Here is a 24964-nt window from a genome sequence, read left to right as displayed (position 1 = left end):
GTACACCTGCTGCGGCCTGTAACGGCGGGCGTTTTTTTGCGTCGCAGCGTGGCGCGCTAGCTACTGCATGGCTTACTTCGAAGAGAAACCATTACATTTGACAATATTTATGCTAATCTGCGCGCTCCAATAACCAAGGAGGTAGTAATGAAAAAAGGCGAATTGATTGCAGAATTTGCGAAACGCACTGACGTGTCCGCTGCTGCCGCCAACAACGCGGTCAACACCCTGATCGCCATCATCACCGAGCGTCTGAAAAAAGGCGACACGGTAGGCATCACCGGCTTCGGCACCTTCTCCGTCGCAAAACGCGCTGCCCGCAAAGGCCGCAACCCAGCCACCGGCGAAGCGATCAAGATCGCTGCGTCGAAAACGCCTAAGTTCTCGGCTGGCGCGACCCTGAAGTCGGCTGTTAATCCGACCAAGAAAAAATAAGTCGTCCGTAACATAGTGCCCGCCAGGGCACCGGCAGCGGCGGTCCCTGTTCCTGACAGCGGCCGCCGCTCTGTTTTTGAGGAGTCCCTCTAGCAGAAATCGGCGTGGCTGGGGTTATGATGGCGCCATCATTCAGCCCCTTGAGGAGACACCATGAGTTTAGATGCACAATTTGCCCAGGCCCAGCTCGATTCGAAAAACCTGCCTGAGCGTCCGGACAATATGACGCTGCTGAAAATCTACGCCCTGTTCAAGCAGGCTTCGAGCGGCGATGCCAGCGGCGACCGTCCCGGCTTTACCGACATGGTCGGCCGTGCCAAGTTCGATGCCTGGGCTGCCCTGACCGGCACTTCGCAGGACGAAGCCAAGCAGCAGTACATCGATCTGATCGAAGATCTGAAGTAAATCAAGTCTGCATTACGGTTGCAGCGCCCGCCTGCGGGCAGTGCTGCAACCTGTCCACCTGCCCCGTTCAGCCCGCGAACACCCGCGCCATTTTGTCTTTCAGCTTGGCTTCCACCACGCCGGCAAACGCCCCGTAGAACAGTCCCAGCGTCATCTGCACCCGTGCTTCGTTCGGTGCCAGCGTCAGTTTGCCGTTCACGCCCGTGCGGTCGAAATGCAGTTCATCGCCCTCCCAGCGGCAGCTCAGTTCGAACTGTTCGGCCAGTTTATCGACCACTTCCTGTGCCGCGGCACGCGCCTGCTCGGGTGCCAGCTGATGCGCCTGCACGATGTTAATGTCAGCCATCGCCCACTCCTTCTGCTTGAAAAAGCTGCCATCATGCCAGTTGCGCCGCTGCGCCGCCAGTGCCTGAGCGCACGCCAAAATGACCCTGCCAGAGGCCGGATCCGGCCCCTGTCGCGCGCCAGAAACGAATTTGCTTATTTGTATTGTATATAAGCGCAATTTGTGAGAAATAGCGAATTACCTTAAAATACAGTGCTTTGCCGAGGTTAGCCGGGCTATGCCACGCCGCCGACGCCGCTGCACCACTACATTGATAGGACTGTTATGACTCACGTTGTTACCGAATCTTGCATCGCTTGCCGTTACACGGATTGCGTCGATGTTTGCCCGGTAGATTGCTTCCGCCAGGGCCCGAATTTCCTCGCCATCGATCCGGATGAGTGCATCGATTGCGCCGTCTGCGTGGCCGAGTGCCCGGTCAATGCGATCTTCGCAGAAGAAGATGTGCCGTCCGACCAGCAGAAATTCATCAAGCTGAACGTCGAACTGGCACGCGGCTGGCCTTCGATCACCAAAACCATTCCGGCACTGGACGAAGCCGAGCAGTTCAAAGACGTTAAAGAAAAACTGCACCTGCTGGTCCGCTAAGACTTTCGTCTGGATAGGTAGCACCAGGCAGCGCCCCACGCGACAGCTGTAGCCAGCGGCCGCGCAGCTCGGTGTTGCCCAACCATTATTGAAATAACAGGAAACCACGTATGAATAGCACTGTCACTACCCCTGACGTCATCGAAGCCGATGCCGTTATCATCGGCGCCGGCCCCGTCGGCCTGTTCCAGGTCTTCGAACTGGGCCTGCTGGAAATCAAAGCCCACGTGATCGATTCGCTGGGCGCGGTGGGCGGTCAGTGCGTGGAACTGTATCCGGACAAGCCTATCTACGACATCCCTGCCGTGCCTTCGTGCACCGGCCAGGAACTGACCGACAATCTGCTGAAACAGATCGAACCGTTCGATCCGACCTTCCACCTCGGTCAGGAAGTGACCAAGGTCGAGCGCCGCGCCGATGGCCGTTTCGATGTCGAGACCAGCATCGGCACCCGCTTCATCACCAAAACCATCTTCATCGCGGCCGGCGTGGGTTCCTTCCAGGCCCGTACCATCAAGGTCGACGGCATCGAAGAATTCGAAGGCAGCCAGCTGCACTACAAGGTCAAAGATCCTGCCATCTTCGAAGGCAAGAATCTGGTGATCTGCGGCGGTGGCGATTCGGCGCTGGACTGGGCCCTGAACTTCGTCGGCAAAGCCGAATCCGTCGTGCTGCTGCACCGTCGCGAAGAATTCCGCGCTGCGCCAGCTTCCGTGGCCAAGATGAAAGCCCTGTGCGACGAATACGAAATGCAGCTGATCATCGGTCAGGCCACCGGCTTCGAAGCCAAAGACGGCAAACTCAGCGAACTGAAAGTGACGGGCGCTGACGGCGTAACCCGCCGCGTACCGCTGGACATGCTGCTGGTATTCTTCGGCCTGTCGCCGAAACTGGGTCCGATCGCCGAATGGGGTCTGGACATCGAGCGTCGCCAGCTGAAAGTGATGAACACCGAGAAGTTTGAGACCAATGTGCCGGGCATCTTCGCGGTGGGCGACATCAACACCTATCCGGGCAAGAAGAAGCTGATTCTGTCGGGCTTCCACGAAGCAGCTCTGGCTGCCTTCGGCGCCGCACCATATATCTTCCCGGACAAGAAGATCCACATGCAGTACACCACCACCTCGCCGAAACTGCACAAGGTGCTGGGCGTGGAAACTCCGGTATTCGACTAAGCGCAGCGCGCTAGTCCTACAGAAAAGCAGCGTTCGCGCTGCTTTTTTTTCATCCTTATCAGTCTAATACTGGAGCCACAAAAACCATTGTGGAAAACACGTAGACTTGCTCAGCAGCATCTGGGAATGCAATCGATTACGGCAAACTGTCCTATAATTGGTTTATGATGTACGGAATTGGTGCACCGCACCAAACGCTAGCCTCAGGGATACACTATGCTCTACCATCTTCACGAAATGCAACGCTCGTTCCTGACCCCGCTGATGCAGTGGGCCGACGCGTCCTCCAAAATGTTCACCAATCCCGTGTCGCCACTGGCGCACACGCCTTTCTCGCAGCGTATCGCCGCCGGTTACGAGCTCATGTACCGGCTCGGCAAAGACTACGAAAAGCCGGCTTTCGATATCAACTACGTCGAACTACAGGATGGCACGGTAGGCATCGTTGAAGAAGTTACCGTTAACAAGCCGTTCTGCCGCCTGCTGCACTTCAAGAAAGCGCTCAGCGACAAGCAGATCAAGGCGCTCAAGCAGCCTACCGTGCTGCTGGTGGCGCCGTTGTCGGGACACCACTCCACGCTGCTGCGCGATACCGTGCGCGGTCTGCTGCTCGATCACGACGTCTACATCACCGACTGGACCGATGCGCGCATGGTACCGATGTCGGCCGGCGCCTTCCATCTGGACGACTACATCTACTACGTGCAGGAATTCATCCGCCTGCTGGGCCCGGACCTGCACGTGATTTCCGTCTGCCAGCCTACCGTGCCGGTGCTGGCCGCCATTTCGCTGATGGCCACCGACAAGGATCCGAAGCTGCCGAAGACCATGACCATGATGGGCGGCCCTATCGATCCGCGCCGTTCGCCCACGGCCGTGAACAATCTGGCCGTCGAGAAGAAATTCTCGTGGTTCGAAAACACCGTGATCTACTCGGTGCCGCCTAACTATCCGGGCTTTGGCCGCAAGGTCTATCCGGGCTTCCTGCAGCACGCCGGCTTTATCGCCATGAATCCGGGCCGCCATGCGCAGAGCCACCGCGAGTTCTACATGCATCTGGTCGAAGGCGATCAGGAAACGGCAGAAAGCCACCGCAAGTTCTACGACGAGTACAACGCCGTGCTGGACATGCCGGCCGAATACTACCTCGACACCATCCGCACCGTGTTCCAGGAACATGCGCTGCCCAAGGGTACGTGGAAAGTGGGCGGCAAACCGGTACGTCCGCAGGACATCACCACCGTCGCCCTGTTCACCGTGGAAGGCGAGCTCGATGACATTTCCGGTGCCGGCCAGACCCAGGCTGCGCACGACCTGTGCTGCAACATCCCGGCTAATATGCAGCAGGACTTCGTGGCACCGCAGGCCGGCCACTACGGCATCTTCTCCGGCCGCCGCTGGCGCGAGCAGGTGTGCCCGAAAATCACCGAGTTCATCAAGAATCACGGTTAAGCCTGCGCCTGCAAGGCAGGCCTGAGCGGCCGCTAGGCCGCCACACGGGGCCGGATCACGCTGCGCAGGCAGCGGATCCGGCCCCGTTTTTCTCTCGCTGGCCGATTTGGCGGATAATGACGCTTTTACGATTTAAGACGTCACTCTGCCGTGTCTACCAAGCCCACTCTCGCTGACCGTATCGAAGACCTGCTGCCGCAAACCCAGTGCACCAAATGTGGCTACCAGGGCTGCCGCCCGTATGCGCAAGCCATCGCCGACGGCAGCGCCGCGATCAACCAGTGTCCGCCCGGTGGCGCGGAAGGCATACAGCGGCTGTCGGCCCTGACCGGCTATCCGGTCATTCCGCTCAATCCCGTCAACGGTCTGGAACGTCCGCGTGCCGTGGCCTATATCGATCCGGCCCTGTGCATAGGCTGCACGCTGTGCATACAGGCCTGCCCGGTGGATGCCATCGTCGGCGCGGCCAAACTGATGCACACCATCGTGCCCGAGCTGTGCACCGGTTGCGATCTGTGCGTGGCACCCTGCCCGGTCGACTGCATCGTCATGTACCCCGTCACAGAGCAGACTGGCTGGCAGGCGTGGACGGCCGCACAGGCTGACGCTGCGCGCGAACGCCACGATTTCCGTGCCCTGCGCCTGCAACGCGATAAAGATGAAAACGATGCCCGTCTGGCCGCCAAAGCCGTGGCCAAAATGAAGGCGGTGGAAGCGCTTGATCCGGCCACCGATGCCGACGCCGCCGAGAAAGAGCGCAAGCGCGCCATCATCGCCGCCGCCATGGAAAGAGCGCGCCTGCGCAAGGAAGCCGAAGGCAAAGCCTAACAGCGCCAGTATTCGCCACTATCTGCCACGATCAGCCACCATCCGCCAGCCAAGCAGAAATCACCACCACGCATGAACAAGCAAACCCGCCAGACCATGTTCGAGCGCTTCCGCGCCGCCAACCCGAAACCCGTCACGGAACTGGAATACACCACCCCGTTCGAACTGCTGATCGCCGTGCTGCTGTCGGCCCAGGCTACCGACGTCGGCGTCAACAAGGCCACGCGCAAGCTGTATCCGGTGGCGAATACCCCGGCCGCCATGCTCGCGCTGGGCGAAGAAGAATTAAAGAGCTATATCCAGACCATAGGCCTGTACAAGACCAAGGCCAAGAATGTGATCGCCACCTGCCGCATGCTGCTGGAACTGCATGGCGGCGAAGTGCCGCGCCAGCGCGAAGCACTGGAAGCCCTGCCCGGCGTGGGCCGCAAGACGGCCAACGTGGTGCTCAACACGGCTTTCGGCGAACCCACCATGGCAGTGGATACCCACATCTTCCGCGTGGCCAACCGCACCGGGCTAGCTCCCGGCAAGAATGTCGACATCGTCGAACAGAAGCTGCTCAAATTCGTCCCGCGTGAATTCCTGCACGATGCCCACCACTGGCTGATCCTGCACGGCCGCTATACCTGCAAGGCACGCAAACCCGAATGCTGGAACTGCATGCAGCAGGACCTGTGCGATTACCGCAGCAAAACGCCCGCCCCGGCGCATGCCTGAAGCGCAGCAGGCAGCGCGATTACGCACGCAGCAGCAATAGATTCCCGCTATTTAAAACACTGGATCAAGTAGCTAAAAATTCGCTGTGTTTCGATTTTAGATGTTATATATTCAACGCTCTTCTGTTGCATATCTAATACCTGTCAAGGAGATGCGTGATGCTGCGAACCACCAGTTCAGTGCTATTGGCTGCTGTCTTGTTTGGCTATACCGGCATCGCGGCGGCAGAGAAACTTAACCCGGTCGGCATCGCCGTCAAAAACGAAGAAGCCAGCATCGCGGTCGACATCAACGCGCGCGGGCAGGTGGCGGGCATCATCCAGAACGTCGAGGAAGGCACACAGCGCGCCATCCTCTACGACCGGCAGCAGGTGATCGAGCTGGGTACGCTGGGCGGCGGCGAGAGCTACACCAAAGGCATCAATGCCAACGGCATGGTAGTAGGCACGGCACAGAACAGCCGGCGCCAGTGGCGCGCCTTCATCTACAGCAAAGAACGCGGCATGCGCGACCTCGGCACGCTGGGCGGCAACAGCAGCTATGGCGCTGCCATCAACACCGCCGGTCAGGTAGTCGGCTTTGCCGACACCAGCGACAACTACTTCCACGCATACGTCGCCGACAGCGATGGCGTGCTGACCGATCTGGGCACGCTGGGCGGCAATATCAGCTACGCCAGCGGCATCAATAATCATGGCGAGATCGTCGGCACGGCTGCGCTCAGCGACGGCTACCGTCGCGCCTTCCTCTACCGCCCCGGCAGCGGCATGATCAATCTGGGCACGCTGCCGGGCGGCCGCGCCAGCTCGGCCAGCGCCATCAACGACGACGGCGTGGTGGTCGGTGCTGCCAGTACCGCCAGTGGACGCTGGCACGCCTTTATGTACGACGGCGAAAACATGGTCGATCTGGGCGACATGATAGGCTACGGCGACAGCTTCGCCACGGCCATCAACAGCGCCGGCCATGTGGTGGGTACCATTCTGATCGGCGACGAACGCCGCTCGTTTGTCTACCGCGATGGAAAAATGACGGTACATCCGGGCGGCCACGGGCTGTATCTGGTCAACAGCATCAACAATCAGGAACTGGTAGTCGGCGCCCAGTTCCAGGGCAGGAAATTCGAAGCATCGACCATGCGTTCGAACGCCATCGCCACCGTGGTGCGCTCGCCGCAGGAGTTCATGACGCTGATCTGCATCGTGCTGCTGGCCGCCGGCGCTATGGTGCTCTACCACCGCCGCTATCGGGGTATCCAGCTGCGCGGCTTCGGCACGTTTTCGTTCTAGCCTGCCTTGAAGCCCTGAATGCCGCAAAGCCTACCCATGAGCGACCAGCTGATTATTCGCACTGTGCAGAAAAGCGACCTTGCTGCCTGGCTGCCGCTCTGGGATGGCTACAACGCCTTCTACGGCCGCAGCGGCGAAACCGCGCTGGCGCCGGAAATTACCCGCATGACGTGGGCGCGCTTCCTGGATGCCTATGAGCCTATGCACGCCATGGTTGCCGAGCGCTCGGGAAAACTGCTCGGCATGGTGCATTTTCTCTATCACCGCAGTACCACCCAGCTTGCGCCCAGCTGCTATCTGCAGGACCTGTACACGGTTGAGGAAGCCAGAGGTCTGGGCGTGGGCCGGGCACTGATCAATGCCGTGTATGAGCAGGCCCGCGCTGCCGGTATCGCCCGCGTGTACTGGCAAACCCGCGAAACCAACCATACTGCCATGCAGCTTTATGACAAGGTCGCGGAAAAGCCGGGCTTCGTCATTTATCACAAGTGGCTGTGACAACGACGGATAGAAGACTCTGAACCTAGGCCTTGGCGGTGCGCTTGCCGGCCCGCTCGCCCAGCCAGTTGACGACTTTGGTCTCGAAGCTGGCGGGGCTTTTGCGCCCCACCCGCTCGACCAGATCCTGCAGGCTTTGCTCCGCCAGCGCCTGTTCCATACGCTGCTGGGCATCCAGCATCACCGCATGCACGCCGCAGGTGCCCGAGATTGCCCAGGCCGGCGGCGCACCATCGAACACGGCACAGCGCGCACGGATTTCACGGCATTCGAATAGCGCCCGCTCGCCGTCAATGGCGCGCACCACATCGAGCACACTAATTTTGCTGGCGGGGCGCGCCAGCATAAAGCCGCCCTTCACGCCTTCGGTCGCCGCCACCAGCCCTGCCTTGGCCAGCTTGGTAAAAATCTTGGCCAGAAAATCGGCCGGCACGCCCTGTAACTCGGCCAGATCGCGCACGCTCGCCTCACGCCCTGTGCCAGCTTCACTGACCAGGAATAGCAGGCAATGCAGGCCGTACTCGACTCCCGAACTGATGTGCGCCATGTTAAAACTCCGACAAAATTAGTCGCATATTTTAGCATGCACCCACTAAAACGCTTGCGTTTACAAACTACGACCAATATAGTCGTAGTTTTCAACGAAAGGATAACACCATGAGCAAACAGATACTGATCATAGGCACAGGCTTCGCCGGCATGTGGAGCGCGCTGGCGGCAGCGCGTCTGCGCCATCTGGAAGGCCAGCAGGCCGCAGTGGAAATCACCGTCATCTCGCCCCAGCCCGAGCTGCATGTGCGCCCGCGTCTGTACGAAGCCGACCTGTCGGGCATGAATCCATCGCTGGTGGCGCTGTTCGAAGCAGCAGGTGTGCACTACATCGCCGGCACGGTGCAGCAGATACATGCGCAGGACCATGCAGTCCACTACCGCACGGCCGACGGCAAGGAACAATTATTCAGCTACGACAAACTGATACTGGCCAGCGGCAGCACGCTGTTCCGCCCTGCGCTACCGGGCCTGAACGAGTATGCCTACAGCGTCGACCAGCTCGGCGACGCGCAGCAGCTGGCAGCACACCTGCAAACACTGGCGCAGCGCCCGGCTAGCCGGGCACGCAATACGGTGGTGGTGTGCGGCGGCGGCTTTACCGGTATCGAAACGGCGGCCGAAATGCCGGCCCGCCTGCGCGCCATACTGGGTGAGGATGCAGCGGTAGAGGTGCTCATCGTGGAGCGGGCCACGGAAATCGGTCCCGATCTGGGCGCTGGCCCGCGTGAGGTCATCGAACAGTCGCTGCGCAACAAGGGCGTGAGCCTGCGGCTCGGGCAGGCCGTCGCCACGGTCGATGCGCAAGGCATTACCACTGCCGACGGCAGCCGCATCGAAGCCCACACCGTCATCTGGACTGCCGGCGCCCGCGCCAGCACGCTGGCCACGCAGATCAGCGGCGAGCGCGACAGCTTCGGCCGATTACACGTGACGCCCGCGCTACGCGTCGGCACCAGCGATATTTACGCCACGGGCGATGTCGCCCATGCTGCGGCCGATGATCAGGGTAATTACGCCCTCATGTCCTGCCAGCACGCGATGAATCTGGGCCGCTCGGCCGGTCACAACGCCATGGCGGATGTATTGGGACTGCCAGCCATACCGTATGACCAGCCGGTCTATGTTACCTGCCTGTCGCTGGGATCAGACGATGCGGTCTACACGGAAGGCTGGCAGCGCACGGTGAAAATGTCCGGCCCCGCAGCGGCTGAGCTGAAGGCGAACATCAACACCGTCTGGATCTATCCGCCGCAAGCCGATATGGCGGAGATCATCACCCGCGCCGATCCTGCCAGCCGTCCGGTGCAGTACTTCTGACACTGGCCCGGCACCGCGTGCCCCCGGGCAGCATCGATCAGATCAGTACCAGGTTGTCGCGGTGGATCAGCTCCTGCCCTTCCACGAAGCCCAGCAGGGCTTCGATTTCGCTGGAAGGCTTGCGCATAATGCGGCGGGTTTCGGTGCTGCTGTAATTGCAGATGCCGCGCGCCAGTGCCACGCCCTGCTCGCTGACGCAGGTAATCACGGCGCCGCGGCCGAATTCGCCCTTCACTTCAATCACGCCGATAGGTAGCAGCGACTTGCCTTCCTTGCTCAGCTTCTGCACGGCGCCCGCATCGAGCACGACCTGCCCTGCCGTATGCAGATGGTCGGCCATCCACTGCTTACGGGCCGTCAGGTGGCCCGTCCGTGCCACCAGCTGGGTGCCGATTGCCTCACCCTGCGCCAGCCGCGCCAGCACGTCGCTGTCGCGACCCCACGCAATGATGGTATGGGCACCCGATTTGGCGGCCCGCTTGGCCGCCAGTATCTTGGTCAGCATGCCGCCGCGGCCTATGCTGCTGCCGGCGCCGCCGGCCATGGCTTCCAGTGCCGGATCGCCGGCCTCGCCCTGCTGGATCAGCACCGCATTCGGGTCCTTGCGCGGATCGGCGCTGTACAGGCCATGCTGGTCGGTCAGGATGATCAGCGCATCGGCTTCGATCAGGTTGGCCACCAGTGCACCCAGCGTATCGTTGTCGCCAAACTTGATTTCGTCCGTCACCACCGTATCGTTCTCGTTGATGATGGGGACCACGCCCAGGCGCAGCAAGGTAGTCAGGGTGGACCGGGCATTCAGATAGCGTTCGCGGTCGGCCAGATCGGCATGGGTCAGCAGCACTTGCGCCGTGCCCAGCTGGTGCGCGCGGAAACTGGTTTCGTAAATCTGCGCCAGCCCCATCTGGCCCACGGCAGCACAGGCCTGCAGTTCATGGATATCCGTCGGGCGCTGTTCGAAGCCGAGCCGCAGCATGCCTTCGGCAATTGCGCCCGAGCTGACCAGCACCACCTGCTTGTCGAGCGCGCGCAGGCCGGCAATCTGGGCGGCCCAGCGGGCAATGGCGTCATGGTCCAGACCACGGCCGTCGTTGGTGACCAGCGAAGAACCGACTTTGATGATGATGCGTTGGGCGTTCTGTATTACGGATTTCATGATGCGGCAACTCTCAAAACAAGCGAACGAAAAACTTCGGCACGAGGCCAAAAACATACAGCGCTGTAATGGTGTGGGGCGGATTGCCCGGCTTTGCCGCTAGCAGTCACCCGTGCTGCGATGGCAGCGCGGGCGCAGAGTGGAAAGGCATAATCAGCTGATAACTGATTATGCCGGTGATGCAGAGGGTACGTCGAGACTTAGTGAACACTAAGTGGCAAACTTAGTCGATAATTTTGAAGCGCGGATCGTCCGGATCGATCGACGAGATGCCGCGCGCCTCTTCCGTCATGTGCACTTCTTCAGCACGCTGCTCGCCATGCTTCTTCTCTTCCAGATGCAGATAGATGGCATTGACCAGCTCCTGGGTACCTTCGTGGCCCAGTGCGGAAATCTCGAACACGGGACCTTTCCAGCCGAACTTCTTGATGAAGTCCTTGACCTTCTTGGCACGCTCTTCCTCTGGCACGATGTCCAGTTTGTTCAGTACCAGCCAGCGTGGCTTGTCCACCAGCGTGGCATCGTATTTTTTCAGCTCGTTGACCAGTGCCTTGGCTTCCTTGACCGGATCGACGTTGGCTTCGAACGGTGCCAGATCGACGATGTGCAGCAGCAGGCCGGTACGCTGCAGGTGGCGCAGGAACTGGTGACCCAGACCGGCACCTTCGGCCGCGCCTTCGATCAGACCGGGAATGTCGGCGATCACAAAGCTCTTCTCGTGCGACACACGCACCACACCGAGGTTAGGGTGCAGCGTGGTGAACGGATAGTCGGCGATCTTCGGACGGGCGTTGGACACCGAGGTGATGAAGGTCGATTTGCCGGCATTCGGCATACCGAGCAGGCCCACATCAGCCAGAATCTTCAGTTCCAGACGCAGTTCGCGGCGTTCGCCTTCCTTGCCTTCGGTCTTCTGACGCGGGGCGCGGTTGGTCGAGGTCTTGAAGTGGATATTGCCCCAGCCGCCATCGCCGCCTTTGGCCAGCAGTTCCTGCTGTCCGTGGGTGGTCAGGTCGGCCATGATTTCGCCACTGGCTTCGTCAATGATCAGGGTGCCTACCGGCATACGCAGGAACACGTCGTCCGCGCCTTTGCCGTAGCAGTCGGCACCACGGCCCGATTCGCCATCTTTGGCGCGGTGCACTTTGGAGAAGCGGAAATCGACCAGCGTATTGATGTTACGGTCTGCTACTGCCCAGATCGAGCCGCCTTTGCCGCCATCGCCGCCGTCAGGACCGCCGAACGGGCGGAATTTCTCACGGCAAAACGAGGCGCAACCATTGCCGCCGTCACCACCGATCACTTCAATTTTTGCTTCGTCGATAAACTTCATAATGTGCCGCCATAAAACTAAAAAGGCTCTACCTGGGGCAGAGCCTTTCGATTGAAGGCTTGCGCCTTACAAATCAGCCCGCGCGTCATCGCAGCGGGCCGCTAGCGTGATTTACGCTGCTACTACGGTAACGTACTGCTTCGAGCCTACGCCCTTGGTCACGAACTTGACCTTGCCGTCCACCAGAGCGAACAGGGTGTGGTCTTTGCCGGTACCTACGCCTTCGCCAGCGCGCACTGGGGTGCCGCGTTGACGAATAATGATGCCGCCGGCGTTGATCGATTGACCGCCGTACACTTTAACGCCCAGACGTTTTGATTCTGAGTCACGACCATTTCGCGTAGTGCCGCCGCCTTTTTTGTGTGCCATTTAAGACTCCTTGGATACTAATTCTCGGGCAAGCGGCGATTAGCCGTTGATCGATACGATTTGGATTTCGGTGTAATTTTGGCGATGGCCTTGATGCTTCTGGTAGTGCTTACGACGACGCATCTTGAAAATCTTCACTTTATCGTGACGACCGTGTGCCACAACAGTAACCAGTACCTTCGCACCTTCAACCAGAGGAGCACCGAACTTGATGCTCTCGCCTTCGCCAACGGCGAGGACTTGGTCGATAGTGAGTTCGGAACCAATGTCTGCAGGTATCTGTTCTACTTTGAGTTTTTCGCCAGCGACAACTTTATACTGTTTGCCACCGGTTTTTATGACCGCGTACATGATTTGAAACCTCATCAAATGTTAAGAAAATTCCGTCCGGCCTCTGCAAAAACAACAGCATGAAAACCGGGGAACCGCTGATTATACATGGGATGGGTTTTCGCGTCAAAAACTATTCACAAAACTTCCGGCGCGTGGTATGTCTGACATGCTTGTTGGCTTCTTAGGGCGCACAGCGGCCCGATTGTGCTGTTTTTTTAACAAACTATCCTGACTGTCATGTTGGGCTATACCCCTCTGCGCAGGGGCATGTCGTATAATCACGACCACCCATAGTCTACTGCACAGGTTCGTCTTGTCTGCCGCTACCCAAACCGCCCCACAAAATACCATCGCCCAAACGATTGCTGCCGATATGGACGCCGTCAACACGGTGATCCGCCAGAAACTGCATTCCGAGGTCAGCCTCGTCAACCAGATTGCAGAATACATCATCAGCGCCGGGGGCAAGCGTATCCGTCCCGTGCTGGTACTGCTGGTGGCCAATGCTTATGGCTACAGGGGCACGGCCCATCACGAACTGGCCGCCGTGGTCGAATTCATCCACACCGCCACCCTGCTGCATGATGACGTGGTCGACGAATCCTCGCTGCGCCGCGGCCGCGCCACCGCCAATGCCCTGTTCGGCAACGCCGCTTCCGTGCTGGTGGGCGACTTCCTGTACTCGCGCTCCTTCCAGATGATGGTCGGCCTGAACAATATGCGCGTGATGCAGATCCTGTCCGACGCCACCAACGTGATCGCCGAAGGCGAAGTGCTGCAGCTGCTGAACATGCACGATCCCGATGTAAACCAGGAACGCTATCTGCAGGTGATACGCTCGAAAACGGCCAAGCTGTTCGAAGCCGCGGCCGAGCTGGGCGCCCTGATTTCGGGCTGCAACGATGACCAGATCGCCGCTGCCGGCGAATATGGCCGCTCGCTCGGTACCGCGTTCCAGCTGATCGACGACGTGCTCGACTACGCCGGCGATGCCAGCGAAATCGGCAAGAACGTGGGCGATGACCTGCGTGAAGGCAAGCCTACCCTGCCGCTGATCTACCTGATGGAAAACGGCACGGCGGAACAGCGCGCACTGGTGCGCAGCTGCATCGAACAGGGTGACGAACAGCATTTCGACACCATCCTCGCCGCCATCACCAGCAGCGGCGCACTCGACTACACGCGCCAGCAGGCCGTGGCCGCTGCCGAACGGGCCGCCGCCGCCATCGCCGACCTGCCGGACAGCATCTACAAAGAATCGCTGCAACAGCTGGCGCACTTCTCGGTGCACCGCAACCACTGATCGCCGGCTACCTGGCGCCGCAGCGCGCGGCAGCCTGAGCACAGGGCCAGTTCCGGCAACGCCGGCACTGGCCCTGTTGCTTTGGGCGCCAGCCAGACCGGTAACATGATATTTTCATGAATATTGCTTTTAATTGTATATAATTTAGCAATTGAAACTCTCACGGCGACGCGCGCCGCATCCGATCATGAAACTCCGACTGCAAGGGCTGGCCATTGCGCTGGCAATTTCCTCGCTACTAGGTGGCTGCGGTGGCGGCAGCAGCCCGCAAGCCAGCGTAACGCCAGCTTCGCCCCCTGCACGGGGACTGTATCTGCTGGCTGGCCAGACCGGTGGACCGGGCAACCTCGACGGCACCGGTAGCGACGCCCATTTCGGCGTACTGCAAGGCATTACCGTCGATCAGGCCGGCAATCTCTACGTAGCCGATGCCGGCAACGCTACCGTGCGCCAAATCACGCCGGCCGGCGTGGTCAGCACCATCGCCGGCAAGCCGGGCGACTTCGTCAACACGGATGGCGATAGTCAGACAGCCCGCTTCGCCATCCTGAGCGACATCAGCATCGATGCTGCCGGTAATCTGTACGTTACCGACGGCACGACCATACGCCGCGTGACCCAGAGCGGCACAGTCAGCACGCTGGCCGGCAGTCCGACCAAGTTCGGCTATATGGACGGCAATCGCAGCACGGCCTTGCTGGAATCACCTTTTGCGCTGGCCAGCGATGCCACCGGCAATGTCTATTTCAGCGAACTGCTTTCGCGCAACATCCGCAAACTGGGTAGCAATGGCGAGGTCAGCACGTTTACCGGCAAGATCGGCGGCAAATGCACGACCGGGATCAAGGGCATCAGCTGCGCACTGCAGGACGGCCCCGCCTATCAGACGCTGTTCAGCAAGCCGCTGGGCATGGCGCTGGACAGCGCAGGCAACCTGACAGTGGTGGACGACTGGGCCGTACGCAGAATCGACCCCGCGGGCACAGTGACCACCATTGCCGACCTGAGCAGCCTCATGCCCTACCTGCCCTCGGTAACGGTCGATAACAGCGGCAATACCTATCTGATCAATGATGGCCACAGCAATAGCATCCTGAAAATCAACGCCAAAGGCGAGCAATCCACTTTCATCGCCAGCACGCCGGAACGGCCCACCGCGTTCACCCACCTGACCGTCAACAGCAAGGGCACGCTGTATGCAACGACCCGCAATGGAACCATACAGAGCATCGCAGCGGATGGCAGCATCAGCCCGCTCGCGGGTAGCGCCGCAGTCAGCAGCGGCGATGGCAAAAACCCTGTGACGCTATCGGCGATGAACGCCAGTTCCATACTCGATGCTGCCGGCAATCTGTATGTCACGCAGGGTTTATCGATCAAGAAGATTACCCCGGCCGGAGAGGTCAGCACGCTGGCCGGCAAAGATGGTGCCATGACCCATGCCGACGGCGTAGGCAGCGAGGCCCGCTTTGTATTCCTGCGCGGGATAGCGATCGACGCCAGCGGCAACCTGTACGTCACCGACGACACTGTCGTGCGCAAGATTACGCCAACGGGCAATGTCAGCACCATCGCCGGCACGCCTTTTACCAGTGCCGACAAAGACGGCATAGGCCTCGCCGCCAGTTTCAACACCATGAACGGCATCTGCATGGACGCCCGCGGCAATATGTACGTCAGCACCCGCACGGCAATCCGCAAGATCACGCCGGATCTGCAGGTCAGTACGCTCGCCGGCATTGCAACGGCGTTCCAGACGCCGACTGACGATCAGGCCTATATCGGCAGTGCCGATGGTAGTGCTAACCTGGCGCGCTTCAATCAGCCTCAGGGGATGGCAGCGGATGCCGCGGGCAACATTTATGTGGCGGACCGCGACAACCACACCATCCGCAAGATCACACCGGCAGGCGTGGTCAGCACGCTGGCTGGCGTCGCCGGCCAGCATGGCTCAGCGGACGGCGTGGGGAGCGCGGCCCGCTTTAACTCGCCTAGCGGCATCAGCATCGACAGCGCCGGCAATCTGTACGTGTCCGACACCGACAACCATACGGTGCGCCAGATCAGCCCCGATGGCCGCGTCAGCACAGTGGCCGGCAAGGCTGGTGGTATGGGCGTGCGCCTCGGCAACCTGCCCGGATCGCTGGCCGCGCCGAGCGCCATCGCCGTTGGCACCAATGGCCTGCTCTACATCAGCAGCGCTGGTGCCGTCATCAAAATCCAGTTGTAGACAGACCGGCCTTGCAGTACGGCACCGCCGTGCCGCAAGGCCTTTACAGAATCTCCTGTACCAGTTCGCTGGGGCGGCACAGCCGCACGCCTTTGGTGCTGACCACGAATGGCCGCTCGATCAGGATGGGGTGGGCCATCATGGCATCCAGCAGGGCCGAGTCATTCAGGCTGGTATCAGCCAGACCCAGCTGCTCATACAGTTCGCCCTTGTTGCGCATGGCCTGACGCACCGTGATGCCTGCCCTGGCGATCATCTGCTCCAGTTCGGCGCGCGTAGGCGGCTGTTTCACATAGTCGATAATCTGCGGTTCCACGCCGCTGGCACGGATGGCTTCCAGCGTCTTGCGCGAAGTGCCGCAGGCATTATTGTGATAGATCATGATACTCATAGGTCTGCCCAGATACGGTTTGCAAAAACCGCATTATCGCTGATTTACCCCGTTCCGACGCCCAGCTCATTCCGCACCGCAGCCCGACGATCCTCGCTGCACATGCGATGAGTGCGCAGAACACCACGCTCTGTTAGGCCGGGTGTTGAGATCTGGCGAAAAATCCGGTGTAATAAACCCACACCGTCGGGGTGTAGCTTAGCCCGGTAGAGCGCTACGTTCGGGACGTAGAGGCCGGAGGTTCGAATCCTCTCACCCCGACCAAAAATCCCCTGGTACTCGGTGGGGAAATCACTGTAGCGCGACACTTGCAGCAAACCAGCTAGCTTTCACGAACGATTTGTTCGATCCGTTTGGATATGTAAGCGACCCCATCGCCGGTAGGAAGTAAGTGATCGTAATCGGCAAAGTGCGCATCTTCGATCTGATTGTCATTAAAGAAATCAATCACCGTAGGGCGATACCCGAGCTCAAATTGGTTCAATAGATCAAACAGGCGCTCGAACACCTGTGGATTACGGGCTAAAACCGCGGCCTTGTAGTCAGAGCGCACTGGTGATAGAACGATGAACATTTTGTGGTTCAGCGCCTTGGCTTTCAACAGCATTCTTATCAAATACAGGTGTGCGCCATCGGTGCGGCTGAATCGCAGGTGGTCATTGGCACGTTTCTGAGCCCCAAAGGCTTCACCTATAAATCCCTTTTCCTTCGTTGGCGACGAAGCCCATGTAGCCCGCTTGTTTGGATACACCATCCAGCCGTCCCTTTATATTTGCTCCTAGCCAGGTCGAGGTTTCATCCATGTCTTCGAAGTCAAGTCCAAGATCAAACAGTTCGTTCAAGGAAAGCGCATGATAGTTTTCACTCGGACTTTTCTCCAAGACGCTACCCGGCGAAAACACCGAGTAAAAGAGAATCAGATTCCTGATACCAGGACACTGCTCCACTGCTTTCTCATACAGAAGACTAGAAAACTTCAAGTCTTGCGACGAGGTGCAGAGATTAAATGAGCCAGGAAAGAACTCCGGATTAAATCCACAGTCCCCGTGCGACGATCCGACTACCAGAGTGCTGATCTCATGGCCGAACTCCTGCAATGCAGTTCGTTTTATGGCATGAAACATTATCGAATTTTGTAACGCAGGGGTCACAAGAATTTCGCTCATTGATTATCCTTTTTGATGGCCGCGCAAGAAGTTCTGCACTTACATAGACGTTTTTCATCCATCGCATTCATATGGTGAGCAACAGGCATGGTGGCGGGCTGATTAGTGGCTCTGCGTCGCCAGAAATGATTGCCATTGGCGCACCCGGCGCATCGTTTTGCGAAGGACTGCCCGAAGCGCGCCCAGTAAAGTTTCAGCCCCTCCCACGACGTCTGAAAAATGCAAGCTATAGATCAGAGATTCAAGAAATCTCGCCCCAGCATTATCGATCTAAATTTCATATTGGTATATATTTTAGATCAATTTTCAGCGCCGTTTTCATATCCGGACATACGTCGAAGACAAGATCTCCGGTTATTGCAAATTTTTTACGAGAGTTGGAATGGGAGGTAGCAGAACTGGCAGCTTGTGCTGTCATCTATAGATGCACAGCCAGCGGAATTGAAATGGGATATTGGGGAGCCTCTCCATCCCTGTCGGAAGGGAGGCAGATGAAGATGAATTTACTGCTGCGTGGCTTTGACCATGCACTTCGACAGTTTATCGAAATACTTCAAGGCATCCTGAGTCAGTTCTACCTGCTTGCGGCGCGCGTCCTCGGTATCCGTCAAGATCAGCCAGCCCTTTTCCCGCATCGAGGTCAGGCGGCTATGCACAGTCGCAGGTGCGCCAAGCTCTTTTTTCCCCATCATGTCGCGCACCGACAAGCGCTCTTCTTCCTGACTAGCCTTGGCGACAATCGCCAGAATCCGCTCTTCCAGCGGGTCAAGCGGGGGCAGCGACGGCAAGCCACGCAATGCTTCGGCGAGTTGAAGAAAGCGCATGTAAATGTCGGCAGGTCGTTTGGGTGGCATCATGGCGTCGTATGGAACTATGGCGAATGGGCGGCTAACTGACACGGTAAGATGCTACAAATTTTAGCACATCGCCAGACGACTACTTTAATCGCCCCGGCTTGGGCAGTATCGCGAGTATCCCTTTCGCTGTGTACAACACAATCAGTGCCCCCACCAGGTCGCCAACGAACATCACTAAGAACCCGGGCAACAGATTGTCGTCGCCATGTACGGCAAACCAAATATGATGCAATACAGGACTTGCTATCGCACATGCAACGGCACAGATCAACAGCCGCTTCGGCGTCAGATTCTGCAAGGACGCCTGCAGACCATATTCGCGCTGGGCGATCAGATAGACCAGATAGGGCCCCATGGCCCCGGCGATGGTCCCCGTAGTGGCCCGTACGGCATCACCGGGAAAGTAATACCAGTAGCAAGCAAACCAGCCCGATACCAGCAGCCCGATAGCACCGGCCTGGCCAAACAACAGCGTACACAACAACCGTGTGCCGGCCGGCAGGTAAATCCAGCCTATCCCCTGTAGAAATTCCGCCTTCCGGAAAAACAATTCGTTCGCCACCATCATAGTTCCATGCAGGGCTATCGTCCCCAACACCAGATACAGATTCAAATTTGACGACGATGTAGGCTTGTTCATATCACATGGTACTGACGCAACTGCGCAGAAACTGTTAGTTCTAAAATGCAAGACAGTACCATGGCCCGCATAAATAGTTCAACTAGGTCGATGCAGGATTGTCACGTATTACGTCGCCGCGACGAAATAGCCGCACCTACCCCTGTGGTGCAATAGGCCTATAAGGCTAGTGCCTCATATGGATCCAACGATAGAGTTCGGGGAACAGTGTTAGCCAGACACTGATTGCGGGTGGGGCTGGTCTGTAACTACTTCGCAGCTTTCCCGGGGAGAGTCAGCCGGTACAACGATATAAGCACGCGAATCAGCGGCCGCCAGAGAGCCGGGTTTAGGATGGTGGGTTGCCAATGCTGCCATGTACTTGGCATAGGCGAGCTCGATAGCCAAGTCTTTCGATGGCCGGCCGACTGGCAAATCAGTGTCCACGTTTATCCCCTAGTCGCGATTATCGCTCCATATTTTATATCAATCTGAATAATTGGCAAGATAAACGATACCAGGCCCACATACTTCGGGGAGCTTGCGCTGATGCTCACCCGGCCAGGTTTTTGACCGAATCATGCAGCAACAGGGACAGCGCTCCGCACAGGGCGACGCACAAAAAAAAACACCGGCTGCCCATGTGTACCATGTGCAGCCGGCCGAACGCTGGCACGGAGGCCAGCTAAATCCAGGCGAGTCTAATGCCGGGAATCAAACACTTTGCTTACGACGGCGAGCCATCAGGCCTACCAGACCCAGACCGGCCACCATCATGGCGTAGGTTTCTGGTTCCGGTACCGCGGCAATGCCGCGTACATTCAGAGTACCAACATACGAAGCCGAGAAGGATGGCGCTTCACCACCGGCAAACCCGTGTACCACCATTTTTAGTGGACCGCTCAGCCAGGTGTTACCCAGCACGGCCGAATAGGTGCCTTGACCCAGATCTACGTCGTAAGTGCTTTTCAGTTTCAGTTTGACGCCATTCACCGTCACGGAGTCGAACACAATCGACTGGGCCATGCTCGAGTAGATATTGAACACACCGCCATTAACTTTGAAGTTGCCAGCCATTTCTGGGGTAAAAATATAGGTGTCCGTGAACCAGGCATCGGAGCCCTTGTTAATGGTATTACCGAAACCAGCACTCCACTGGTCCGTCGTACCGACCGACTTCACCAGTGCGATTTCCACGGTAGGATGAACCACGTCGGCATGGGCGCTAAAGATAGCGGACATACTGAATAGCAGCGCTAGAGCAATCTTCTTCATATTCGTTTCCTTTTGGACGTATTACTTGTTTATCTGTCAGGTGCTCATGATATTTTGATATGATTGGGAAATAAATAGTCCATTCAGACCGTTTTGATGTCCCCGACCGGGGCGCCGGCGGGGCGGACTAAACAAATAAAACACATGAATTGCTCCATCCTGCTTATAGACGACCATGCCCTATTCCGCGCCGGCCTGCGCCTGATGCTGACCAACGCACTTAGCGATGCCGAAATCCGCGAGGCAGCCAGCCTCGACGAAGCGCTAGCCGGCGGCCGCCGCAGCGTGGCGCCACAACTGATACTGCTCGACATCCAGCTACCCGGCCTGAACGGGCTGGACGGCATGACGCTGCTGGCGCGCCAGTGGCCAGACTGTCCTGTCGTCGTGCTATCGGCCGATAGCAGCGTCAGCACAGAACGCTCGGCCATGGAACGGGGCGCCCACAGCTTCCTATCCAAAGCCGCGCCGGCGCCGCAATTTCTCGAAACCGTCAGGACGGCGCTGGCCGGCCAGCGTCCTGCCCCCGCCAGCAATGCAGCCCCTGCCGAGCAGGGCGACAGCGCCTCGCGCCTCACTGCGCGGCAATGCGAAGTACTGGCACTGCTCTGTCAGGGCCTCTCCAACAAACTGATAGGCCAGCGCCTGCACCTGTCGGAAAATACCGTCAGGGGCCACGTACAGGCCATTCTGGCGGCACTGGGTGTCAGCAGCCGGGCCGAAGCAGCGTTTGCAGCACGGACCCGCGGTCTGGTCGGCTAGCATGAGCACCAGTGCGCCCCAGATGCAGGCGGAGCAGATCACGCTCCTGCTGCGCAATATGTATAGCTCGCTCTGGCCCGCCATCGTGGTGGCGCTGGCGCTGGCCTATACGCTGGAGCCGGCCCAGGGCAAATTCACCGTGCTGTGCTGGGCCATCACCGTCATCGTCTCCAAGACCTTTGCCACCTGGGATGCCCAGCGCCTGCTGGCGCAGCCCATCCTGCCGGCACAGGCGCCTGCACTGGTACGCCGCCTGCTGCTGCTGAATGCCATCGATGGCATCGCCTGGGGGGCACTGGCGTGGGTGGGGCTGGATCCGCAGGCCGCGCCTGCCAGCGTGCTGGTTATCGCCGTCCTGTCCGGCATAGTCGGCAATTCCATGTCGCTGCTATCACCTGTGCTGCCGGTTTTCATGGTGTTCTGCATAGGCGAGCTGGGCATGCTGGCGCTAAAAGCGTGGACCATGGGCGAACTGGCCTATCAGGCGCTTAGCGTGGCAGCGCTGGCCTACCTGGGCAGCCTGCTGTCCCAGGGCTATAACAGCACGCGCGCCACCCGCGCAGCGATCGAGCTGCGCTTTGAAAATGTCGACCTGATCGAAATGCTGAAAGTGGAAAGCGCACGCGCCAGCGCCGCACGCGTGGCGGCGGAACAGGCCAACCATGCCAAGTCGCGCTTTCTGGCTGCTGCCAGCCACGACTTGCGCCAGCCCATACACGCCCAGTCGCTGTTTCTCGAAGTGCTGGCACGCTCATCCCTCACGCCCCAGCAACACGAGATTCTCGGCAATGCCCGCGCTGCCGGTCTGGCTTCGGCAGAAATGCTGCACACCCTGCTGGACTTTTCCCGTATCGAAGCCGGCGTGGTCGATCCCCAGCCGGAAGCATTCCAGCTGCAGACCCTGCTCACCAAAATCGAAAGCGAACTGGCGCCGCAAGCCAATGCCAAAGGGCTGCTGTACCGCACGCGCGACAGCACGGTGGCGCTGCATAGTGACCCTGCGCTGCTGGAACTGATACTGCGCAATCTGGTCTCGAATGCGGTGCGCTACACGGAGCGCGGCGGCATACTGGTAGCCTGCCGGCGCCGGCGCGATCACGCCTTGCTGGAAGTGTGGGACACCGGCATAGGCATCGCCGCCGAACAGCAGGAAAACATCTTCCTCGAGTTTCACCAGTTGGGCAATCCTGAGCGCGACCGCCAGAAAGGTCTGGGGCTGGGCCTGTCGATTGCACGCGGCCTGGCACAGCTGCTGGACCACCCGCTCAGCGTGGTTTCGCAGCCGGGGCGCGGCAGCGTGTTCCGCCTGCGCATTCCGCTGGCCCAGCAGGCGCCGCTGCACCGCCTTACCCGCAACCGCCCGCAGGAACGCCCCGCGCTGGGCTTGCGCGTACTGGTGATCGACGACGATCAGGCCGTCCGCAGCGCCATGCAGCATCTGCTGGCGCAATGGGGCTGCCTGTGCCTGGTGGCGGAAGATCTGGACAGCGCGCTCGAACTCAGCGCAGAAGTGCTACCCGACATCATCATCAGCGACTACCGCCTGCGTGCGCAACGCACGGGCGCCGACGCCATCGCCGCTCTGCGTTCCCAGCTCGGCCGCGAACTGCCGGCCCTGCTGGTTACGGGAGACACAGCGCCGGTACGGCTGCGCGAAGCGCGCGCCTCGGGCGTGCCGCTGCTGCACAAACCCGTGGCGCCTGACCAGCTCTACGCGGCGCTGGCCGAGCTTGCCAACCGCGAGGGTGCACAGGGCTAGTCCATGTCTTATTTCCCGCCAGAAAATAATTAATCAAATTAATTAAATTTAGCATTTAATTCGTTTTTGTCAAAAATAATCCGTAAATTGATACTATTGATGTAGAATTCACCCCCGAGTGCATATCGCACTACGTCCCGCAACGATGAACTGCCCAGGACAGTTCCCACCGCGGCCTAGACCAACGATAAGCTTCAGGGGGAATACATTGCGTACCAATCTACCTGTCACCCAGAATGAGCATCTGATCACCGATGGCCGCACCATCGTTTCCACCACGGATTTGCGCGGCAACATCACTTTTGCCAATCCTTATTTTGTCGAAGTCAGCGGCTATACAGAAAGCGAGCTGCTGGGCGCCCCGCAAAACATCCTGCGCCACCCCGATATGCCGGCCGAAGCGTTCGCCGATATGTGGCGCTGCATCCAGTCCGGCATGCCGTGGACCGGCATGGTGAAAAACCGCTGCAAGAATGGCGATTACTACTGGGTGCTGGCGAACGTCACCCCGGTCATCGAGCGGGGCCAGCCCACCGGCTATATGTCGGTACGGACCAAGCCTAGCCGCGAGCAGGTACGCGCTGCCGACCAGCTGTACCAGCAATTCAAAGCCGGCAATCCGCACCGTCTGGCCATCGTCAATGGCCGGGCCGTCGAGACCCACTGGTATGCGCGGCTCAGGGAAGCCAGCAAACTGGGCATACACACCACCACCCGCCTCAATGCGCTCATTCTGACGACGCTCATGCTGCTGTTTGCAGCCGTCTTCTTTGCCAACGACGCCAGCCCGTGGATGACGGGTGCCGCCCTGCTGGGCGCCGCGCTTGCGCTGAATTTCTGGCGCGCCCTGTATGTCAGCGTGGTGCGTCCGCTGCAGTTTGCCACCGTTTCCGCCCGCAAAATGGCGGGCGGCGATCTGGCCAGCAAAATCGAAATCCGCCGCAACGACGAAATGGGCCAGCTGATGGCCGCCATCCGCCAGACCAATGTCAACCTGCATAGCATCATCGGTGACGTCCGCCTGAGCTTCGAGAAAATCTCCGCCTCCACCAGCGAAATCGCCAGCGGCAATCTGGACCTGTCGGACCGCACGGAATCACAGGCCTCCAGCCTGCAGCAGACTGCGGCCAGCATGGAGCAGCTCAATTCCACCCTGCAGCACAGCGCGGGCAGCATCAGCAGCGCCAACGAACTGGCAGCACGCGCTTCGGCCGTGGCGGAACAAGGCGGCAATATCGTGGCGCAGGTCGTCTCCACCATGAACGAAATCAGCAGCTCGTCCAACAAGGTGCTGGACATTATCGGTATCATCGACGGCATCGCCTTCCAGACCAATATCCTCGCCCTCAACGCCGCCGTAGAAGCGGCACGTGCTGGTGAACAGGGCCGCGGCTTTGCCGTGGTGGCCAGCGAAGTACGGGCACTGGCACAGCGCTCCGCTACCGCTGCCAAGGAAATCAAGGCCCTGATCGACCAGTCGATAGCAAAGGTCAGCGCCGGCACCCAGCTGACCAATTCGGCCGGCTCCACCATGAGCGATGTGATCTACTCGGTACAGAAGGTCACGCAGGTGATGGATGAAATCACCACCTCCACGCGCGAGCAGGTACAGGGCATCAAGGAAGTCAATCAGGCTGTGGTCAACATCGACGACATCACCCAGCGCAATGCGGCGCTGGTCGAAGAAGCGGCAGCGGCCACCGGCACGCTGGCCGAGCAAAGCCGCAGCGTGGCGCAGGCCATGGCCGTCTTCAAACTCGATCACACGGCCGCCAACGACCGCCCGCTGCTACGCAAAGCCTGAGC

General features: G+C 59.3%; 27 protein-coding genes and 1 tRNA gene. 16 read left to right on the top strand and 12 right to left on the bottom strand.

What is annotated here, in order from left to right; translation table 11 throughout:
- Positions 1-147 precede the first annotated feature (147 nt).
- Positions 148-435, top strand: coding sequence for an HU family DNA-binding protein (locus GTP23_RS18685; RefSeq protein ID WP_155434464.1), 288 nt, complete (start codon positions 148-150; stop codon positions 433-435).
- A 153-nt stretch (positions 436-588) separates the two neighbouring features.
- Entirely contained in the window at positions 589-840 is a 252-nt protein-coding gene (locus GTP23_RS18680) for an acyl-CoA-binding protein (protein WP_155434463.1), read from the top strand.
- A gap of 67 nt (positions 841-907) precedes the next feature.
- On the opposite strand, the gene GTP23_RS18675 is transcribed toward GTP23_RS18680, so the two are convergent.
- Complete coding sequence (locus tag GTP23_RS18675) at positions 908-1186, bottom strand: polyhydroxyalkanoic acid system family protein (RefSeq protein ID WP_161036498.1); 279 nt, start codon at positions 1184-1186, stop codon at positions 908-910.
- Between the two features lie 264 nt (positions 1187-1450).
- Here GTP23_RS18675 and fdxA point away from each other — a divergent pair, with 264 nt between their 5' ends.
- The 7 genes from fdxA (at position 1451) to GTP23_RS18640 (ending at position 7736) form a co-directional block, all read left to right on the top strand.
- Positions 1451-1774 (top strand): ferredoxin FdxA, encoded by a 324-nt coding sequence (fdxA, locus tag GTP23_RS18670; RefSeq protein ID WP_155434461.1) that lies wholly within the window; start codon positions 1451-1453, stop codon positions 1772-1774.
- 110 nt (positions 1775-1884) lie between these two features.
- Positions 1885-2949: an NAD(P)/FAD-dependent oxidoreductase gene (locus GTP23_RS18665; RefSeq protein ID WP_161036497.1), complete on the top strand. Its 1065-nt coding sequence runs from the start codon at positions 1885-1887 to the stop codon at positions 2947-2949.
- A 216-nt stretch (positions 2950-3165) separates the two neighbouring features.
- Complete coding sequence (locus GTP23_RS18660) at positions 3166-4401, top strand: polyhydroxyalkanoate depolymerase (protein ID WP_161036496.1); 1236 nt, start codon at positions 3166-3168, stop codon at positions 4399-4401.
- Between the two features lie 150 nt (positions 4402-4551).
- Positions 4552-5229 (top strand): electron transport complex subunit RsxB, encoded by a 678-nt coding sequence (gene rsxB, locus GTP23_RS18655; protein ID WP_161036495.1) that lies wholly within the window; start codon positions 4552-4554, stop codon positions 5227-5229.
- A gap of 72 nt (positions 5230-5301) precedes the next feature.
- Positions 5302-5949 carry an endonuclease III gene (gene nth / locus GTP23_RS18650; protein WP_161036494.1) on the top strand — a complete coding sequence of 216 codons (648 nt, stop codon included), beginning with the start codon at positions 5302-5304 and terminating at the stop codon, positions 5947-5949.
- A gap of 158 nt (positions 5950-6107) precedes the next feature.
- The gene (locus GTP23_RS18645) at positions 6108-7238 is read left to right on the top strand and encodes a DUF3466 family protein (RefSeq protein WP_161036493.1); all 1131 of its coding nucleotides are present in this window, start codon (positions 6108-6110) and stop codon (positions 7236-7238) included.
- 36 nt (positions 7239-7274) lie between these two features.
- Positions 7275-7736, top strand: a complete 462-nt coding sequence (locus GTP23_RS18640) for a GNAT family N-acetyltransferase (RefSeq protein WP_161036817.1) — start codon at positions 7275-7277, stop codon at positions 7734-7736.
- Between the two features lie 25 nt (positions 7737-7761).
- Here GTP23_RS18640 and GTP23_RS18635 read toward each other — a convergent pair whose 3' ends face one another.
- Positions 7762-8283 (bottom strand): RrF2 family transcriptional regulator, encoded by a 522-nt coding sequence (locus GTP23_RS18635; protein WP_161036492.1) that lies wholly within the window; start codon positions 8281-8283, stop codon positions 7762-7764.
- A gap of 110 nt (positions 8284-8393) precedes the next feature.
- Here GTP23_RS18635 and GTP23_RS18630 point away from each other — a divergent pair, with 110 nt between their 5' ends.
- Complete coding sequence (locus tag GTP23_RS18630) at positions 8394-9605, top strand: NAD(P)/FAD-dependent oxidoreductase (protein ID WP_161036491.1); 1212 nt, start codon at positions 8394-8396, stop codon at positions 9603-9605.
- A gap of 37 nt (positions 9606-9642) precedes the next feature.
- On the opposite strand, the gene proB is transcribed toward GTP23_RS18630, so the two are convergent.
- The 4 genes from proB to rplU form a co-directional block, all read right to left on the bottom strand.
- Entirely contained in the window at positions 9643-10761 is a 1119-nt protein-coding gene (gene proB / locus GTP23_RS18625) for a glutamate 5-kinase (RefSeq protein ID WP_161036490.1), read from the bottom strand.
- Between the two features lie 223 nt (positions 10762-10984).
- Complete coding sequence (obgE, locus tag GTP23_RS18620; protein ID WP_155434453.1) at positions 10985-12094, bottom strand: GTPase ObgE; 1110 nt, start codon at positions 12092-12094, stop codon at positions 10985-10987.
- Positions 12095-12205: 111 nt separating this feature from the next.
- Positions 12206-12463, bottom strand: a complete 258-nt coding sequence (gene rpmA / locus GTP23_RS18615) for a 50S ribosomal protein L27 (RefSeq protein WP_155434452.1) — start codon at positions 12461-12463, stop codon at positions 12206-12208.
- Between the two features lie 39 nt (positions 12464-12502).
- Positions 12503-12814, bottom strand: a complete 312-nt coding sequence (gene rplU, locus GTP23_RS18610) for a 50S ribosomal protein L21 (RefSeq protein WP_008445658.1) — start codon at positions 12812-12814, stop codon at positions 12503-12505.
- A 295-nt stretch (positions 12815-13109) separates the two neighbouring features.
- On the opposite strand from rplU, the gene ispB reads away from it, so the two are divergent.
- A complete protein-coding gene (gene ispB / locus GTP23_RS18605) occupies positions 13110-14099 on the top strand; it encodes an octaprenyl diphosphate synthase (protein WP_161036489.1) in 990 nt (329 codons plus the stop codon).
- A gap of 187 nt (positions 14100-14286) precedes the next feature.
- Positions 14287-16329 carry an NHL domain-containing protein gene (locus GTP23_RS18600; RefSeq protein ID WP_161036488.1) on the top strand — a complete coding sequence of 681 codons (2043 nt, stop codon included), beginning with the start codon at positions 14287-14289 and terminating at the stop codon, positions 16327-16329.
- A gap of 43 nt (positions 16330-16372) precedes the next feature.
- Here the strand turns inward: GTP23_RS18600 and arsC are convergent, their stop codons facing one another.
- On the bottom strand, positions 16373-16720 hold the full coding sequence (arsC, locus tag GTP23_RS18595; RefSeq protein WP_161036487.1) for an arsenate reductase (glutaredoxin): 348 nt from the start codon (positions 16718-16720) through the stop codon (positions 16373-16375).
- 187 nt (positions 16721-16907) lie between these two features.
- Between arsC and GTP23_RS18590 the strand changes: the two genes are divergently transcribed.
- Positions 16908-16984 (top strand) — tRNA-Pro (locus tag GTP23_RS18590).
- Positions 16985-17042: 58 nt separating this feature from the next.
- On the opposite strand, the gene GTP23_RS18585 is transcribed toward GTP23_RS18590, so the two are convergent.
- The 5 genes from GTP23_RS18585 to GTP23_RS22625 form a co-directional block, all read right to left on the bottom strand.
- Positions 17043-17327 carry a hypothetical protein gene (locus GTP23_RS18585; protein ID WP_161036486.1) on the bottom strand — a complete coding sequence of 95 codons (285 nt, stop codon included), beginning with the start codon at positions 17325-17327 and terminating at the stop codon, positions 17043-17045.
- Positions 17328-17406: 79 nt separating this feature from the next.
- Positions 17407-17886: a hypothetical protein gene (locus GTP23_RS18580; protein WP_161036485.1), complete on the bottom strand. Its 480-nt coding sequence runs from the start codon at positions 17884-17886 to the stop codon at positions 17407-17409.
- Between the two features lie 503 nt (positions 17887-18389).
- Entirely contained in the window at positions 18390-18743 is a 354-nt protein-coding gene (locus GTP23_RS18575) for a winged helix-turn-helix domain-containing protein (protein WP_161036484.1), read from the bottom strand.
- A 79-nt stretch (positions 18744-18822) separates the two neighbouring features.
- On the bottom strand, positions 18823-19383 hold the full coding sequence (locus tag GTP23_RS18570; RefSeq protein ID WP_229256170.1) for a hypothetical protein: 561 nt from the start codon (positions 19381-19383) through the stop codon (positions 18823-18825).
- Between the two features lie 693 nt (positions 19384-20076).
- On the bottom strand, positions 20077-20604 hold the full coding sequence (locus tag GTP23_RS22625) for an FxDxF family PEP-CTERM protein (protein WP_371866954.1): 528 nt from the start codon (positions 20602-20604) through the stop codon (positions 20077-20079).
- A 177-nt stretch (positions 20605-20781) separates the two neighbouring features.
- Here GTP23_RS22625 and GTP23_RS18560 point away from each other — a divergent pair, with 177 nt between their 5' ends.
- The 3 genes from GTP23_RS18560 to GTP23_RS18550 all read left to right on the top strand — a co-directional run bounded on the left by GTP23_RS18560 (position 20782) and on the right by GTP23_RS18550 (position 24962).
- Complete coding sequence (locus tag GTP23_RS18560; protein WP_161036483.1) at positions 20782-21399, top strand: response regulator transcription factor; 618 nt, start codon at positions 20782-20784, stop codon at positions 21397-21399.
- A 1-nt stretch (position 21400) separates the two neighbouring features.
- Positions 21401-23158, top strand: coding sequence for an ATP-binding response regulator (locus tag GTP23_RS18555; protein ID WP_161036482.1), 1758 nt, complete (start codon positions 21401-21403; stop codon positions 23156-23158).
- Between the two features lie 208 nt (positions 23159-23366).
- Complete coding sequence (locus tag GTP23_RS18550) at positions 23367-24962, top strand: methyl-accepting chemotaxis protein (RefSeq protein WP_161036481.1); 1596 nt, start codon at positions 23367-23369, stop codon at positions 24960-24962.
- Positions 24963-24964 lie beyond the last annotated feature (2 nt).

Source organism: Duganella fentianensis (assembly GCF_009857835.1).
In the GTDB taxonomy this organism is placed as follows: domain Bacteria; phylum Pseudomonadota; class Gammaproteobacteria; order Burkholderiales; family Burkholderiaceae_D; genus Rugamonas; species Rugamonas fentianensis.
The sequence above is the reverse complement of the archived record's forward strand: the minus strand, read 5'-3'. Positions and strand labels throughout refer to the sequence as shown.